15 protein-coding genes and 2 pseudogenes are annotated in these 16,679 nt (G+C 36.1%); 4 read left to right on the top strand and 13 right to left on the bottom strand.

The window, feature by feature from the left end:
- Window positions 1-56: 56 nt before the first annotated feature.
- Together QYB95_RS04630 and QYB95_RS04635 are read right to left on the bottom strand one after the other, a co-directional pair.
- Entirely contained in the window at window positions 57-1,184 is a 1,128-nt protein-coding gene (locus QYB95_RS04630) for a M24 family metallopeptidase (protein WP_301137004.1), read from the bottom strand.
- On the bottom strand, window positions 1,135-2,607 hold the full coding sequence (locus QYB95_RS04635) for a sodium:solute symporter family protein (protein WP_301137005.1): 1,473 nt from the start codon (window positions 2,605-2,607) through the stop codon (window positions 1,135-1,137). The genes QYB95_RS04630 and QYB95_RS04635 overlap by 50 nt, the downstream gene beginning before the upstream one ends.
- 137 nt (window positions 2,608-2,744) lie before the next feature.
- Between QYB95_RS04635 and QYB95_RS04640 the strand changes: the two genes are divergently transcribed.
- The gene (locus QYB95_RS04640; RefSeq protein ID WP_301137007.1) at window positions 2,745-3,641 is read left to right on the top strand and encodes a LysR family transcriptional regulator; all 897 of its coding nucleotides are present in this window, start codon (window positions 2,745-2,747) and stop codon (window positions 3,639-3,641) included.
- A 181-nt stretch (window positions 3,642-3,822) separates the two neighbouring features.
- On the opposite strand, the gene putP is transcribed toward QYB95_RS04640, so the two are convergent.
- The gene (putP, locus tag QYB95_RS04645; RefSeq protein WP_301137008.1) at window positions 3,823-5,310 is read right to left on the bottom strand and encodes a sodium/proline symporter PutP; all 1,488 of its coding nucleotides are present in this window, start codon (window positions 5,308-5,310) and stop codon (window positions 3,823-3,825) included.
- Window positions 5,311-5,606: 296 nt separating this feature from the next.
- On the opposite strand from putP, the gene QYB95_RS04650 reads away from it, so the two are divergent.
- A complete protein-coding gene (locus tag QYB95_RS04650) occupies window positions 5,607-6,587 on the top strand; it encodes a proline dehydrogenase family protein (protein WP_301137009.1) in 981 nt (326 codons plus the stop codon).
- A gap of 122 nt (window positions 6,588-6,709) precedes the next feature.
- On the opposite strand, the gene QYB95_RS04655 is transcribed toward QYB95_RS04650, so the two are convergent.
- Window positions 6,710-8,053: an AAA-type ATPase lid domain-containing protein gene (locus QYB95_RS04655; RefSeq protein ID WP_301137010.1), complete on the bottom strand. Its 1,344-nt coding sequence runs from the start codon at window positions 8,051-8,053 to the stop codon at window positions 6,710-6,712.
- Window positions 8,054-8,339: 286 nt separating this feature from the next.
- Here QYB95_RS04655 and pruA point away from each other — a divergent pair, with 286 nt between their 5' ends.
- Window positions 8,340-9,971: an L-glutamate gamma-semialdehyde dehydrogenase gene (gene pruA / locus QYB95_RS04660; protein ID WP_301137011.1), complete on the top strand. Its 1,632-nt coding sequence runs from the start codon at window positions 8,340-8,342 to the stop codon at window positions 9,969-9,971.
- Between the two features lie 187 nt (window positions 9,972-10,158).
- Here pruA and QYB95_RS04665 read toward each other — a convergent pair.
- The 3 genes and pseudogenes from QYB95_RS04665 to QYB95_RS19295 all read right to left on the bottom strand — a co-directional run.
- Window positions 10,159-10,254: pseudogene (locus QYB95_RS04665) on the bottom strand (hypothetical protein); the annotation flags it as partial.
- 20 nt (window positions 10,255-10,274) lie between these two features.
- On the bottom strand, window positions 10,275-10,577 hold the full coding sequence (locus QYB95_RS04670; protein ID WP_345783704.1) for an EamA family transporter: 303 nt from the start codon (window positions 10,575-10,577) through the stop codon (window positions 10,275-10,277).
- 87 nt (window positions 10,578-10,664) lie between these two features.
- On the bottom strand, window positions 10,665-10,982 hold the full coding sequence (locus QYB95_RS19295; protein WP_425609176.1) for an EamA family transporter: 318 nt from the start codon (window positions 10,980-10,982) through the stop codon (window positions 10,665-10,667).
- A 218-nt stretch (window positions 10,983-11,200) separates the two neighbouring features.
- On the opposite strand from QYB95_RS19295, the pseudogene QYB95_RS19300 reads away from it, so the two are divergent.
- Window positions 11,201-11,401: pseudogene (locus tag QYB95_RS19300) on the top strand (FCD domain-containing protein); the annotation flags it as partial.
- A 254-nt stretch (window positions 11,402-11,655) separates the two neighbouring features.
- Here the strand turns inward: QYB95_RS19300 and QYB95_RS04675 are convergent.
- The 6 genes from QYB95_RS04675 to QYB95_RS04700 form a co-directional block, all read right to left on the bottom strand.
- Complete coding sequence (locus tag QYB95_RS04675) at window positions 11,656-12,417, bottom strand: amino acid ABC transporter ATP-binding protein (protein WP_301137013.1); 762 nt, start codon at window positions 12,415-12,417, stop codon at window positions 11,656-11,658.
- Window positions 12,414-13,097: an amino acid ABC transporter permease gene (locus QYB95_RS04680; protein ID WP_301137015.1), complete on the bottom strand. Its 684-nt coding sequence runs from the start codon at window positions 13,095-13,097 to the stop codon at window positions 12,414-12,416. The genes QYB95_RS04675 and QYB95_RS04680 overlap by 4 nt, the downstream gene beginning before the upstream one ends.
- Window positions 13,098-13,197: 100 nt before the next feature.
- On the bottom strand, window positions 13,198-14,037 hold the full coding sequence (locus tag QYB95_RS04685; RefSeq protein WP_301137016.1) for a transporter substrate-binding domain-containing protein: 840 nt from the start codon (window positions 14,035-14,037) through the stop codon (window positions 13,198-13,200).
- Window positions 14,038-14,562 (bottom strand): thioredoxin domain-containing protein, encoded by a 525-nt coding sequence (locus QYB95_RS04690; RefSeq protein WP_301137017.1) that lies wholly within the window; start codon window positions 14,560-14,562, stop codon window positions 14,038-14,040.
- 287 nt (window positions 14,563-14,849) lie between these two features.
- Window positions 14,850-15,980 (bottom strand): N-methyl-L-tryptophan oxidase, encoded by a 1,131-nt coding sequence (solA, locus tag QYB95_RS04695; protein ID WP_301137020.1) that lies wholly within the window; start codon window positions 15,978-15,980, stop codon window positions 14,850-14,852.
- Window positions 15,981-16,171: 191 nt separating this feature from the next.
- The gene (locus QYB95_RS04700; protein ID WP_301137021.1) at window positions 16,172-16,567 is read right to left on the bottom strand and encodes a hypothetical protein; all 396 of its coding nucleotides are present in this window, start codon (window positions 16,565-16,567) and stop codon (window positions 16,172-16,174) included.
- Window positions 16,568-16,679: the final 112 nt, after the last annotated feature.

Raw genomic sequence — 16,679 nt, forward strand, 5'->3', positions numbered from 1 at the left:
AAGAGTGTAGACAAAGGCAAAATGCTCTGTCTACATTGGATTGGGGTTAATTTTCATTAAAAAATTAAATCCTTTAAGTCTCTAGGATAATCAGTAATTAGTAGATTTCCACCTTCTTTTAGGATAACTGTGTCAGAGTGTCTAAATCCGCCCAATCCTGGAATATAAATCCCTGGTTCAATGGTGTACGCCATCCCCTCTTCCAAAACAAGGTCATTATCGTAAGAAAGATATGGCGGTTCATGAAGCGAAACGCCAATGGCATGGCCTGTCCGATGTATGGCAAATTCTGCATAGCCTTCCTCTCTTAGAATTCCTCTAGCCACTGCATCAACTTCTGATGCTTTCACACCAGGTCTAATAAAATCCAATGCAGCTTGTTGGGCTTTCTGCATCGCTAAAAATGCATGTTCTTGCTGTTTAGTAGACTTCCCGATAATGACTGTGCGTTCTAATTCGGCACGATATCCATTTAATGAAACTTGCCTTGTATGAATGATTACATCTCCATGTTGTATCTTTCGTGTATTGGAGTATACATGCGGCAAAATACTTCGTTCAGGCCCTGATGGTGTCATGACGAGTAAATCTAACGTTGCATTTGGGTAATTCTCGGATGCTGTTTGATAAATAATTTGATTTCCAATGGCATCTATTTCTAATTCAGTTGCACCAACCTTGCAATGTTTAAGTGTTTCACTTACACCTAAATTTACTAGTTTTCCAGCCTCGATCATTGCAGTAATTTCTTTTTCATCTTTGATTGATCTCATTTTTTCAATTTGTACACTTAAATCGATGACCGTTGTCTTAACACTTTGAATTTCATTGATTATTTTCCCAGGAGTATAATTCATATCAACTCCAACAGCACTACCCTCTTGTACTTTTAACTCGTTTTCCAAAACTTCTAAATATGTTTTCGCGATGTTTGCTTTCTCGGGATGCTCGTAATATGGAAGAATTCGATCCACTACAGCATGTTCTCTAGCATGAACCTCTTCAAGGCCCGGTACAATTAGGCTACATTGTTCAAATGTTATAAAGAGAATAATGGGTCTTGAATAGATCAATGCACGAAAACCAGTTAAATAAAATTGATAGTCAGGGCTCATCACCACCGCTGCTTGAAGATTATTTTCCTTCATAAACTCCCGAAGCATATTCACTCTTAAATTCGACATTTTCTTTCTCCTCCTTATCCTTACCGTATTGGTCCTCTTCAATTTGGGCTGTGTATTTTGGAGTTAGCAAGCTTACTACAATCAGTGCAATAATGGATAATGGTAATGCAATTAGAACACTATTCCATCCATATGGTTTTTGTAAAACTAATTCCCAAACCAGCGTTGCTAGACCGCCAATCACAATCGAAGCTAAAGCACCAGGTCCATTTGCCCGCTTCCAAAGGAAACTAGCTAATATTGCAGGAGTCAATGCTGCACCATACATTGTGTAAGAATACATTTGGATTGATAGCACATCTGGGAAGAACGCTCCAAGTATATAAGCGATTCCACCTAGAGCGAATACAGAATAGCGATTGATTTTTAGTAAACTCTTATCTGAAATATCTGGCTTCACTCTCTGCACAATATCATACGTAATGTTTCCAGCCGCTGATAATAAGAAAGAATTACCTGTTGTAATGAGAAATGAAACCGACGCTGTTAAAATTAGCGCACCGACAATAACCGGTAAACCACCATTATAAGCAAGTTGTAAAATCGCTGTATCCGGTTTGATGTCACTAAATAGTGCAAAAGAACCGATTGTTAATAAAATTACGAGGCCAAATACAGCAATAGATGAAAAGAAGAATCCTATTGTTGAGCGTCTTGCAGTGTTTGCATCTTTAGCTGACGCTAATCGTTGATACATGTTTTGATCGGCCAAAACTAATAGGAATAGTGGTAGAAAGTATCCGATTATTTGAGGAACCGTTAAATTCCCAGTCCAAGTAAAATGTGATTCCGGTAAAGAGGCAATAATTGTGTCAAAACTTACAACGTTCGTAACTAAATAGAAGAATCCTAGAAGAAACCCTGCCAGAATAAGTAAGGAACTGATAAAGTCTGTATAGGCAACCGAGAACATACCGCCAATTGTTGCAAGAAATATTACAATAAAAGCTGTTATTATCGTTCCAGCTTGAACAGAGATACCTGTTGTTAAATTTAATATGTATCCCCCACCAGTGAATTGGTAAGATGCAATCCCAATATAAGCAAGAATAATAAATATGGAGGAAATTGTTCTTGTCAGTTTTCCGTATTTTATTTCTAAAATTTGCGGAATTGTATATTTGGAAATCAACCAAGTTTTTCCTGCAATAAAATATAAAATAACAATTCCTATTGGCACACCGGCAAAGTAGATGATACCAGCTAATGGCCCTTGTTGATAAATGAAGCTAGCACCGCCAATTACCGTTCCCGAACCGACAAAAGTCGCCAATAAAGTACCCACTAGTACTATATTCGGTAATGAACGACCAGCTAACATATAGTCTTCCGTATTATTTATTTTATTTTTCCCTATCATTGTTCCAGCTACAATCATTAATAATATGTAGCCAATAATTGTAATCAACAATATCGTGTTCATGTTAAACCCCCTCTAATTTTAATTTAGTGATTATTTAAAATAATCCGTAAATTAAATTTACAGCAATTTTCACTCTATGTATAATATATATATTGAATAGTATTAAGACGTTTTACATATAAGTGAGGAGAATCCCCATGATAGAATTTCGTAGAATGCTATATTTTATAGCGGTTGCAGAAGAATTGAATTTTACAAAAGCTGCAGACCGACTGAAAATTTCTCAACCTCCTTTAAGCCAGCAGATTAAAATATTGGAAAAAGAATTGAATGTAACTTTATTCAATCGAAATAAACGAGTTGTAGAATTAACTGAAGCAGGAAAATACTTCTTAGAGAAGGCAAAGGATATTGTCCAAAAGCTGGAACTAATTTATGAAGAGACGAGACAAATTGATAGAGGAAAATTCGGGAAACTATCCATTGGTTTTACAGGCTCTGTTACATATGATTTATTACCAAAACTGATTCAAACCTACCAACAAGCAAACCCGAAAATCAATATCATTTTAACGCAGATGTCTTCTGCAAGACAGGTGGAAGCCCTGGAAAACAAGGAAATCGATATTGGAATGTTAGTGCCTCCTATTGAATCGAATTCATTGAAGATAAAGACTTTACGGTGCGAACCATTTATTATAGCGATTCCCAGTAACCATCCATTGGCTAACTTAAAGGAGCCTGTAAGTTTACTTAATTTTAAAAATGAGCCATTTATCTTTACTGACCGTGATGTAGGTCACGGTTATTACGACGCAATCATCAGTCTATTTTATGAAGTTGGATTTAGCCCCATTAAATCTCAACAAGCGAATGAACTCCAAACCATTGTATCGTTAGTCGCATCTGGAGTAGGAAATGCAGTCTTGCCAGCATCCATAAAGAATTATATTAATAAAAAAGTGACTTATCTAACACTAAATGAAAACAACACTTCCTGTACTTCTTCAATAGTCTGGAGAAAAGACAACGACTCTGCAATTTTAAAATCATTTATTGAACATGTTGGTCTGCAGGATCTTTGTTTAAGTTAATTTACTATAATTAGAAGAGAAATCTATATCAATAACGGATACTTTTCAAATACACATATCCGTTTTTTATAAATAGTAATTTAAATCTATAAAAGCGTGTTTTGATCAACTTTTTCAAAACACGCTTTCTACTATTTACTCTTTAATTCCTAATTTTATTTTTGAATGATTTATTAATATCTCATTCTTTGTCTGACTTTAAAAGTTCCAATGTTTCATCAAACTCTTTATCAATTTCTGCATTTGATTTATATGTAAGGAAACTTACAACCACTGCAAGAATTAAGTTAATCAAGAATCCTGGAACGATTTCATATATCATGCCAGATAACGCTTCACTTTGTCCCCAAATGAAAGCAACAACTGCACCAACAATCATCCCGGCTAAAGCACCAACATTAGTTAACTTCCTCCAGTACAATGTAAGTAAAATCGTTGGTCCAAATGCCGCACCAAATCCAGCCCATGCAAAACCTACCAAGTCCAAGATGGAACTATTCGGATTCCACCCTAGAAAAGCAGCTACTACAGCTACAACTAGAACAGCGGCACGGCCTGCCATTACGTAATGTTTGTCAGAAGCATCTTTCTTAAATAGCGCTTTATACATATCTTCAATTAAGGCAGACGATGTAACGATTAATTGAGAAGAAATAGTACTCATTACTGCTGCTAAAATCGCCGCTAACATAATCCCGGCAATAAAAGGATGGAATAGAATTTGTCCCATTACAATAAATACTGTCTCCGGATCTTCTAGTACTTGGCCATTTTGTTGGAAGTAAGCCAATCCAACTAATGATGTACCGATTGCACCGGCTAAACTTAAGATCATCCAGCCAATACCGATACGACGAGCTTGTTTTGTTTCCTGCACTGATTTAATGGCCATAAAACGAACAATAATATGTGGTTGACCGAAGTAGCCAAGCCCCCATGCGATAGACGAAATGACTCCAGCTGCCGTTGCAGTAGAAGCAAATAAACTAAACTGTTCGGGATTCACCGCTTGGATGGAATCAATTGTTTCTCCAAGACCACCTGTGAAGAATATACCAATTACCGGTACTAACACCAGGGCCAAGAACATAATTAAACCTTGCAAAGTATCTGTATAACTAACTGCCAGGAATCCACCAAATAGTGTATAGCCAACAGTAACAATTGATACAACTAATAACCCTGTATGATAATCAAACCCGAATGAACTTTCAAAGAATTTCCCCCCTGAAACCATCCCTGAAGATACATAGAATGTAAAGAATACTAAAATTACAATCCCGGATACAATGCGAATTAATTTCGTATTGTCGCGAAGACGGTTATCCAGGAAACTGGGAATGGTAATGGAGTTCTTTGAAACTTGAGTGTATACACGCAATCGTGGCGCGACTAATAGCCAGTTCAACCAAGCACCCACTGTTAAACCAATCGCAATCCAGGCTTCTACCATACCTGCTGCGTAAATTGCGCCCGGTAATCCCATTAGTAGCCAGCCGGACATATCCGCCGCTCCAGCACTTAAAGCTGTGACTGCTGGTCCTAAATCACGACCACCTAACATGTAGTCATTCAAGTTTGTCGTTCTTTTATAAGCAAACCAACCAATTAGGATCATGGCAAGCATATAAATGACTATGGCCAAAAGCTGATACGAATAATCTGTCATATCTCTCACTCCTTGTTGTAAATTCAACCGACATTAAACCCCTGATCATAAAATATAGGAATTTCGGAATCTATAAAATACAACATAAAATAAATTTCGACATTTTAAAAGACTTTTTTTCTGAATACTCAAAAGAAAAAATTTTTTCATTCCCTAAAAACTCAGAAATATCAAGCAGTTTTCTGTATTTTTTGTTCTAGAAAAATTTTTATCCAAAAAAAATTGTGGTTTTATTATTTTGTTAAGTGATATAATCGCCGTCGTATACAATTTCTAGCTAATGGAGGAATACATCTATGACATTAAAAGACTTTTTTATTTATCTTTCTGAAAATCGCTTTTTAAATTCTGCAGCCCAAAAATACGGCCTTAGACTCGGTGCACAAAGTGTAGTTGCCGGGGTAAGCATTGCAGAAACAGTTGAATCCATTAAAGAACTGAATAAACATAAAATTTCCTGCACAGTCGATAATCTAGGTGAATTTGTTTATGAGAAATCCGAGGCTATTGAAGCAAAAAATAAAATTCTAGAGGTAATTCAAGCTATCCATGATGAGAAGCTAGATGCACACATCTCACTAAAACCGTCTCAACTTGGCTTAGATATTGATTACGATTTCTGTAAAGAAAATTTAAGAGATATTGTATCTCTTGCTAATCAATATAATATTTTTGTGAATTTTGATATGGAAGACTATGGTCGTTTGGATAAATCATTCGAGTTACTAAACGAGCTGAATAAAGAATACGATAACATTGGGACGGTTATCCAAGCATACTTCTTCGAATCGGAGGAAAATATTGAAAGATACAAAGATTTTAGATTACGTATTGTAAAAGGAGCTTATAAAGAACCTGAAGATGTAGCCTACCAATCAAAGTCGGATATCGATAAGAACTTTATTAAACTAATCGAATACCACCTACTGAATGGTAAATTCACTTCAATCGCTACCCATGACCATAATGTCATTAACCATGTGAAAGACTTTGTTAAGAGAAATAATATTCCGAACGATAAATTTGAATTCCAAATGCTGTATGGTTTCCGCAAAGATATGCAATATGATTTAGCAAAAGAGGGCTATAATTTCTGTACATATTTACCATTTGGCAAAGACTGGTACGGCTATTTTATGAGAAGACTTGCAGAACGTCCACAAAACCTTTCCCTTGTAACGAAACAAGTATTCAATAAAAAGACAAATACAGTTATTGGACTTGCAGCTGCAAGCTTTGTCTTAGGTCGTCTATCTAAAAAAGATAAAGTTAAATAATATAGAGTATTGCCCCATATAAAGACAATGAAAAAGTCGATTCCTCACAAAGTCAGTGCGAGAAATCGACTTTTTAATTCTTGAATTGAACGAGAAATAAAATTAGAATTGTTAGTTTAGTTCTATTCCAATCGTTCATCAGGAGAGGTTTTTGATTCTGTATATTTTTTAATTCTGTATTGCAAACTTTGTCGACGAATTCCGAGTGCAGACGCAGTCTTGGATACATTGCCATCAAAAAGATCCAATGCCCTAGAAATATAGTAATCCTCAACCTCATTCATATAAATATCCAATGGCCTTAAGTCATTTTTATTCATGACCACAAATATATCACTCTTTGTAATGTCTCGATTCTTTGGAGATTCAATATTTTGTATTTTCCATTTGAAATGGGCCGGCAACATATGTACTTCAACCAATGTTTCATTGGTTATTAACGAACTAATATCGTCCAAGAGTACTTCTAACTCTTTTAAATTGCCTGGCCAATTGTAATTTAAAAATATTTCTTTCACATCTTCCGTCAATCCTTTAATAACTGATCCATAACTTTCCCTATGGCGATTAAAATAATCTTCAACAAATGGCATTATATCTTCTTTCCGATTACGTAGTGCAGGAACATAAATAGAGATATCCGAGAAGAGACGATAAAGTTCCTTTGATAGTTGTCCTTTTTGTATTAGGTCGAAAGGATCTTCACCCACACTTGCTATTAATACATGATTATGTTCGGTATGTTTTTCCAATAATTCAACAATCTTCTCTTGGACCCCCATTGATAAATATTCAATTCGTTCCGCAAAAAAAGTTACCTTTTGTTTTTCGACAATATACTTTTCCAGCTGACTTTGAACAGATTTTTCGTCGCGTGTACAAATGAGTGTAACAAACATATCATTTTTCTCTCTCAGTTCATGATGAATACCTTCTGCAATCATATCGATCCCCGTTCCGGATTCACCAACCAGGACGACAGGCATTCTGCTATAGGCAACAATCTTTGCCTTTTCAATGACTTTTTTCATGACCGCTGATACAGCAGTGATAATTTCAAATGTCAGAGGTTCATTGTATCTTCTAAGTGGCTGATACATCATATTCTCTTGTTGTGTAATGTCTCGAGCAAACTCTACTGCACCCACTAATTCATCTTGACTATATAACGGATACATATTACTGATTAAGGTTACTTCTTGTCCTTTTTGATTCCAGAAAGTCGTTTTCACATTCAAAATAGGTTGCTGATCTTGCAGAACTCTTAATAATCCGCCCTTCTCCATATTAAATCCAACAATTTCAAGAGCTCTTCTCTTCTCAAATTCTTCGTCACTGATACCTTGCAGTTCACGCATTTTTTTATTTTGAATGATGAGTTTCCCTGTACTATCAACAACGCAGATTCCATTATCCCCTTTTTCAACAATAAATCTATATATATCAAGTAAAGTCTCGTTATGCATACCCTTCCCCCTATACCAATCTCTTATTAGTAAGTTTACCATTACCACGGCTAGATGAAATATTTTAAAAATTTAATTTTTACTATTGCAAAGTGCCAAAATATATTGCATCATGTTTAATATACAACAAACTAATGGTGCATAATAATTTGGCACTTATTAAGTGGAGGATTAAGAATAAAAGATTATAAAAAATTCTTAAGATACCTATTTTTATTAATTACGTTAGATTATTTTTTAGACTAATGAGAGAATGACATTTTACCATAGGAAGGAAAGTTGAAGTATGAGCAACGGAATTTTCAAGATCCCAACACCTACGAATGAGCCTGGCAACACTTATGCTCCGGGTACAAAGGAAAGAGAAACTTTAAAAGCGGAGTTAAAACGCCAATCCGAAATCGTAGTCGATATCCCTGTTATTATCAACGGTCAAAATATTAAAACCGATACAGTCAAGCAAGTAGTTATGCCACATGATCACCAGCACGTTCTGGCAAACTACTCGGAAGCAGGCGAGAAAGAATTGCGTGATGCTGTCGAAGCGGCGATGGCTGCGAAAGAATCATGGGCAAATATGCCATGGGAACACCGTGCTGCGATTTTCTTAAAAGCTGCTGATTTAATCTCTGGTCCATACCGTGATGTCATGAATGCTGCGACGATGCTGGGACAATCCAAAACAGCGATCCAGACTGAGATTGATGCTGCACAGGAATTAGCAGATTTCTTGCGCTTTGGTGTAGACTATGCAAACCAGGTCTACCAAATTCAGCCCGACAGTATGAAGAATGTTTGGAATCGTCTGGATTATCGTCCGTTGGATGGTTTTGTATTAGCGATTTCTCCATTCAACTTCACTGCAATCGGCGGGAACCTGCCATCAGCTCCAGCGATGATGGGCAACGTGGTTGTCTGGAAACCTGCAACAACTTCTCTTCTTGCAAACTACTACTTCATGCGTATTTTGGAAGAAGCCGGGTTGCCAAAAGGTGTCATCAACTTCGTCCCTTCCCGTGGATCACAAGTATCTGAAGTTGTATTAACAGATTCTCGTATGTCCGGATTCCACTTCACCGGTTCTACAGCAACATTCCAGACAATCTGGAAAACAGTAGGCGAGAACATTGCAAACTATAAATCATATCCTCGTCTAGTTGGGGAAACAGGCGGGAAAGACTTCGTATTTGCCCACGAAACGGCACAAGTTGACAAAGTAGTAGCCAACCTTGTTCGTGGCGCATTTGAATACCAAGGCCAAAAATGTTCAGCAGCTTCACGTGCTTACATCCCAGCTAGTCTATGGGAAGAAGTAAAGCAAGGTTTAGTTGAAGAAACGGCCAAGCTTAAAGTTGGGGATGTACGCGACTTCCGTAATTTCATGGGAGCAGTAATCGATAAACCTGCATTTGATTCAATTACAAGCTATATCGACTATGCGGCAGCTTCTGAAGAAGCAGAAATACTTGCTGGTGGTACTTATGATGATTCTGTTGGATATTTCATTCAACCAACAATCATTGTCACAACGAATCCAAACTTCAAAACGATGGTGGAAGAAATCTTTGGGCCAGTGTTGACAATCTATGTTTATGAAAACGATCAATTGGAAGAAACATTGGAAGCAGTTGATACAGCGTCTATGTACGCATTAACAGGTGCTATTTTTGCACAGGATCGCCAAGCAATTCTTCACTTGGAAAATCGTTTATCTGGTGCAGCTGGAAACTTCTATATCAATGACAAGCCAACGGGTGCCATGATTAACCAACAACCATTTGGTGGTTCCCGTGGTTCTGGGACAAACGATAAAGCAGGTTCTGTATTTAATATGATTCGTTGGACAACTCCACGTGTCATCAAGGAAAACTTTGCGCCAACTACCGATATTGCTTATCCATTCATGGATGAAGAATAATTATCAAGATAAAAAAGGTTGAAGTGTAAACTTCAACCTTTTTTCCCTTGGGATTTCATAATCCATTTGGCTTACTACCAATAAACTCTTAATCTTCTAACGTTCTCCCCTGCTACCGTTCACATATATCGAAATAAAAAAAAACCGTTTTAATGACATGAGTTTCTTCTATTATATATGTAGATAATTAAAACACTTCAGAAATTGATTTTGCCTGCTTGTGCAATATTAAATAATCAGGTCCTCCAGCTTTTGAATCAGCACCTGACCTATTAAAGCCCCCAATAACTACTTCCAGACCTTTTAGCCAGCTTCCTTAGAGAGTACTTCATTAGATACGCTTTGCATTCTCAAAAAGAGGTAGATACCTATAATAATTAAGGAGCCGCCAATAATCTCTATAGTTGTAAGCATTTCTCCTAGAACAATTGCTAATAATGAAGCGCCAACCGGCTCTCCTAATGTACACATGGATACAGTAGTGGTATTAACGTAATTTAACAACATGTTGTATATAATGTGTGCGCCAGTCGGGAAGATCGCGAGTAATACAAAAACCATCCAATCTTGAGAGGAGTAACCTGTAAGAGGTATACTGCTAAAAATATTAAATCATCATTGTTGTGCCTGCCAAAAAGAATACTAAGAAACTATAAAACCAGTGATTAATTGACTTAACGTTTCTTTGCCCAATCAATAAATAAAAGACAACGGAAAAAACGGATAGTAAAGATAAGATATTACATATAAAACATCTCTTCCCAGACCCAGGTTACCTCCTCCAACTATTGCAACTCCGATAAAGGCAATACCTAAGGCGAGAAGTGTTCGCAGTTGTATTTTTTCTTTAAAGAAAATAAGGCCGCCAATTAATGCGATTGCAGGCTGCAAAGCCAGAATTAGTGTAGAGCTGGCAACAGAAGTATGATTTAATGATTCAAACCAAAGCCCAAAATGAGCAGATAAAAATACCCCTGCAAATAGTATTGCACTCCATTCCCTACTTGTTATTTTCTTAAGTGTTCTTCTTCATTTCTGGTTCTAATTCACCTGATATAATCGCATTTTTAATAATTCCATATGCTTTATTACGCATGGATTCCCTGCTAATCTTGCTCCCGTTTAATGTCATTTTAATCCCCTTTAGAAAAAAATAAAATTGTGATTGCACTCGAGACACTTGCTCTTAAAGAAACGTTAATAAATCCAGATCAAACAAAGAGCTCGAGGAAGTTAATAATCAATATAAAAAGTCCATTGAAGAAGGAGATTCAAAAAGAAGTCTTGAACATGATATAAAATTTCATTCACTTATTGTACGTATGTCAAATAGTAAGGAGCTAGAGAAAATTCTAGAAAAGTTAAAGGACAAGATTTTAAGAATTAAATCATTGTATTTCCACAATTTAATTCCAAAACAAAAATCTTAAAATGAACATAATATGATCATTGAAGGGATAAAGGAAGGTAAATTAACAGAGGCAGCTGAAATGCTCAAAAATAACTGGATGAATAGCCTTAATTATATTTTATCGAAAAGCGAATTTCCAAGCAGTGAACAATAACAGCGCGTTTGCTGCTTTTTATTAATTTGAATTATTTAGAGGACATACACATAAAAAAGGCTATTGAAATTGATTTTTCAATAGCCTTTATTTCGAGGATGCTAACCTACCTATATAATTTAAATCCCAACTCCTCCGAAATTATGGAGTGATAAATAATTTTTTAAAAAACGTTTTGTTCGCTCATTTTGTGGATTTTCAAATAGCTCTTTTGGCGTTCCTTCTTCAACAATGTGTCCATCTGCCATAAAAATCACACGGTCTGCTACATCTTTTGCAAATTCCATTTCATGCGTCACCACAATCATGGTACGACCCTGCTTAATAACCGCCTTCATGACATTTAATACTTCCTCTACAAGCTCCGGATCAAGTGAAGAAGTTGGCTCATCGAACAAGATTACATATGGATTTAGCGCAAGTGCTCGCGCTATACCAACTCGTTGCTGCTGGCCCCCCGAAAGTGCAACGGGATAATTAAATTCTTTTCCCTTCAATCCAACTTCCGCAAGCATATCGGACGCTATTAGTTCAGCCTGTTTCTTGGAAATTTTCTTAGTTAAACGCAATGGCTCGGACACATTATGTAAGGCTGTTTTATTTTTGAATAAATTGTAGTTCTGGAATACCATCCCTGTTTTTCCCCGCAATTTAACTGCTTGCGACTTATGAAAATTCTCTAAATTCACTTCTTCACCATCAATTTGAATAATGCCCTTTTCCGCCTTTTCCAAAAAATTCAAGCAGCGTAAAAAAGTCGATTTACCTGAGCCGGAAGGACCGATAATAGCCAGTACCTCTCCCTCTTTTATCTCTACATCAATTCCTTTTAGGATAGCAGTATTCCCGTAGCTTTTATGCAGATTTTGAATTTTGATCATTTCGTTGCCTCCTTTCGATATGGACGCTCTACATAATTTTCAAGTTTTGACTGCAAGAATGATAATATCACCGTTATTGCCCAATAGATTAATCCAACTGTTAAATATGCTTCCAGGAATTTATAAGTAACGGCCGATTCAAGTTTTGCTCGTGCAAGCATGTCTACAACACCAATCGTAAAGGCTAATGAAGTTTCTTTGATCATCATAATGTAATAGTTGCCGGATGACGGAATCGCTACACGTAAAACCTGTGGTAAAATAACCGTGCGCAGCCCCTGCCACTTTGTCATGTTCACGGCATCACATGCTTCAAATTGTCCTTTATCCACCGCCAAAAATGCTGAACGAAAGACTTCCGATAAATATGCTGCATTTTTTACACTTAGCGCAAAGATAACCGCTGTAATCGCTTCTAAAGAGCTAAGGCTTGGAAATAATTGCGGCAATCCAAAGTAAAAAATAAAAATCTGAATTAACGTAGGAACCCCACGGAAATAAGAAATAATAATAAGTAAAATTTGATAAAGAACAGGAACTTTAAAATTAATGATTACTGCAAAGACCAGACCAATAACGACCGCCAATATAAAAGAAAGTGTACCCATGTACAAAACAATCGGTAAATACTCTATGATTCTAGGAAAAATCTCAATCATATAACCAAGATCAAAATTCACAAAACCCCTCTTTTCTCTCGAACTAACCCAAAACAATCGTTTAAAAATTTTTAGAAATCAGAAGGCTGTTCAGAGAATACTCTGGACAGCCTATCATTTATTATTGATTATGTGGAATTGTAACGTCAATTGCACTCCATTTGTCTGAAAGCTCTTTTAATGTGCCATCGTCCTGCAACTTTTGAATTTCTGCACTAAACGCTTCTAAGAACTCTTTATTTTCTTCAGAACGTACAAATGGGAAGCCGTAATCAAAATTGATTAAGTAATCTTCACCGTAAATTTTTAATGGTAGACCTTCATCTCTAATACGGGATGCAGCGGTAATTTTTACATCAATAAAAGCATCCAATCGACCTGATGCTACTTCATTATATGTTCCACTTACATCTTGATAAGGAGTGATGATTATTTCGTTTCCATTTTCTTCATTCCATTTCTCCAAAAATTGATGCAAGTTATTACCTAATAAAACACCAACTTTCTTCCCTTTTAAGTCTTCAATGCTGTTAATGCTATTATTATCTTCATGTACAACTAGAGTAGCACCAGAATAAGCATAAGGAGTTGAAAAATCATATTTCGCACGGCGTTCTTCTGTCATCGCAATTAAATTGGAAACAGTATCAATTTTCCCTGCATCGAGCATCCCAAAGATTCCTGAAAACTCGGCAAACTCCCATTGTATTTCATAACCCAATGCTTCGCCAACCTTTTCTAATACATCTACGTCATAGCCTTGAGCTTTTCCGTCTTCATCCACGGAAATAAATGGAGGATATATCCCTGATGAACCCACAACTAGTACTTCTTTTTTTGCACCATCGGCATTAGTTGCTTCTGACTTTGAAACAGCCTCACCTTCTTCACTACAAGCACCTAACAATAAAATCAATGTGCTTATAAAAAATAAAAATGATAATTTCTTTATACTCTTCATTTAAACTCCTACCTTGTCTAGTTCTTTTTCTATAACCTCAACTAATTCGTCCGCAAAAATCTCACGTGGATATTGGAATTCCAATTCATTGATAAATACAGTCGGCACCATTTTTACATTACGCTCAATTGCCTCAGCTGTAATCAGTAAACTGCGATCGATATTTGAAAATTCTTCTTTCAAGTCATATTTCTCTTCAATGTATTTCTTTATTTCAAAACTCGAATATTTATCCCACGTTGCTTGATTTTTAAATAATTCGCTGATGATTTCCAATGTTCTTTCAGGATTAGAGTAATCTAAGTTTGCATTGATTAATGTTCCAGGTAATAACATTTCACGTGGTTTATCGTAATGCTTTACGATTAAAGCTACTTTCTTTTCCGCAAAATACTTTGGAAGCGTATTATCAACTAATTCATAAAATGTTGCACAATATGGACATGCATAATTCAAGAACACTTCAATTTTTACTGGGGCATTCAAATCGCCAATTACTAAATAATCATTTTTAATTTCCGTCATACTTAGACCACCCTTATTTTCTTTTAATTTTAAAAATTCAATAAATACATTCTATACTAGATTCATAGGAATTGTAAACAATTATTAAAATTAGTTAATTGTTGGATTGGAGGATATTTTTTACAACATAAAAATTACTGAAAGTTTGCCTAAAATAAATGCAGACCCTGATTTACGATTTGCGCCCATCGTCAATGTTAACAAACAAGGTGTAACTCCATGTTTAAACGGCTATTTGCTTTTTATATAAAAAAAGAAACCCTCAAATAGAAGGTCTCTCTTCATGCCTATTTAAATCGCTCAATAGCAAAATGGTCAATATTTTCATTTGTACGTCTGTTTATTATTAACTCGCTTAAAATCTTTCCTATTACACTGCTAAATTTAAAACCATGTCCTGAAAATCCTGCAGCTATGGCTATGTTTGGATATTTCGGATGTAGATCTACAATAAAATCCTCATCAGGCGTTAGTGTGTATGTACATGTTTTTCCATACATTAAATTCTCGGTAGTAGGCATAAAACTTGTTAAGAACTGTGTCAAGTCTTCCTGATCTCCTAGTTCTTCACCAAATCTTGTCATAGCTTTATCGGGATTTATCGTGGCTCCTCCATCGTGTCTACCAACTTTCAAGCCAGCCTTTTGAATGCTGGGAAATCCATAGTAGAGGCCATTAGGTGTATCAAACGCGAAAGCAGGGAAAAAATTCTCTCCATAAATCTCCTCATCCACATCAAACCACGCAAAGGTCTTTCTTACCGGATTTAGAGGCAACTCCAAGTCAAGCATAGATAGCAATTGATTTGACCATGCACCAGCAGTCAATATTAAAGAGTGGGCAGTAAAAGAATCAGAATCTGTTGATACCTCGACACTCCCCGCTTTAGCAGTAATGGATGTAACTCTACTGTTTGTCAATATAGTGGCTCCGTTTAATTTGGCTAATTCACGATATGCTTCAATACACTCTTCGCACCGAAGTACACCGGATGTTGGTTCATAACAACCGATGAAGTCACTTGGCACTGTAATACCTGGCCAACGATCCTCAATTTCATCTGCACTCATTATTTCTATTGGAATAGAAAAGCGCTTAGAGCTGGAAATTATATTTTTAATAGAACTAGAGGTTTCTTTTCCTACATTTAAAACCCCTGTATTCAAAAAAAATCGACTTCCTGTTTCCTTCTCCAACTCATGCCATAACTCTTGTGCCTTAAGTGCTAAAGGTACATACTCTTCCCCTTCCCCATAAGCATGTCGGATGATTCTTGTTTCCCCATGATGACTTCCCTTATCATGTGGAGGGTTATGCGAATCTAATAGTAGTACCTTTTTCCCTGTTAACGATAAATAGTATCCTGCCGCCATTCCCATGGAACCAGCACCAACTACTATAACATCATAATTTACCATGTGCTTCTCCCCCTCTATAAGCCTATTAATATGTTTTTTACTTTTCTATCTAAAAAGGTCTTTAGTAAATGTGCCAAACTCTTATCCCGTAGTTGATGGAAACTAGGTCTTAAAGATAAACCTTAATGATACTGTTTCAAATATACTTTAAATTCGGCGTTCCACCTAGCTCCAAAAATCAAATAATAGACTTAGAGCTTCCCTTGTTTGATTTGTTGGGCGAATTCATTTAAGAATGTGAAAAGCGCTTTTCGGAACTCGATGACCACTGCCTTGTCTTTAAAGAGTAATAAATCATCTTTTTTTCTCAGGATGTCTTCTAAATTCCAGGAAAGGTATTTTGGATTTATTTTCTTATTTGTTTTTTGCTCCAAGTAGTATAAATAATTTGTTTTAAACAACCACTTCATAGTAATGGGAGCGGGGCGACCAGTAAATAAAACACGATCTCTACGTGCGATTTCAATCAGCTTTTCATAGAAATCTGAGTCACCAAAATACTCAACGTATACACGGTAAGGTGATTCAGCGTTTAGATCCTCTTGTACTATTATTTCAAATTCATATTTAGGTGTAGTGTTTACCAATTTGTCTCATCCTCTAGCTTTCTGGAGTCAAAAATTACTTCAATAAATTATTCTTATTTATTAATAACGATGTCATTTTCTTACTATTCAAAATAATGCATAATAGAAATTA

Source organism: Ureibacillus aquaedulcis (assembly GCF_030418165.1).
Lineage (GTDB): Bacteria > Bacillota > Bacilli > Bacillales_A > Planococcaceae > Ureibacillus > Ureibacillus aquaedulcis.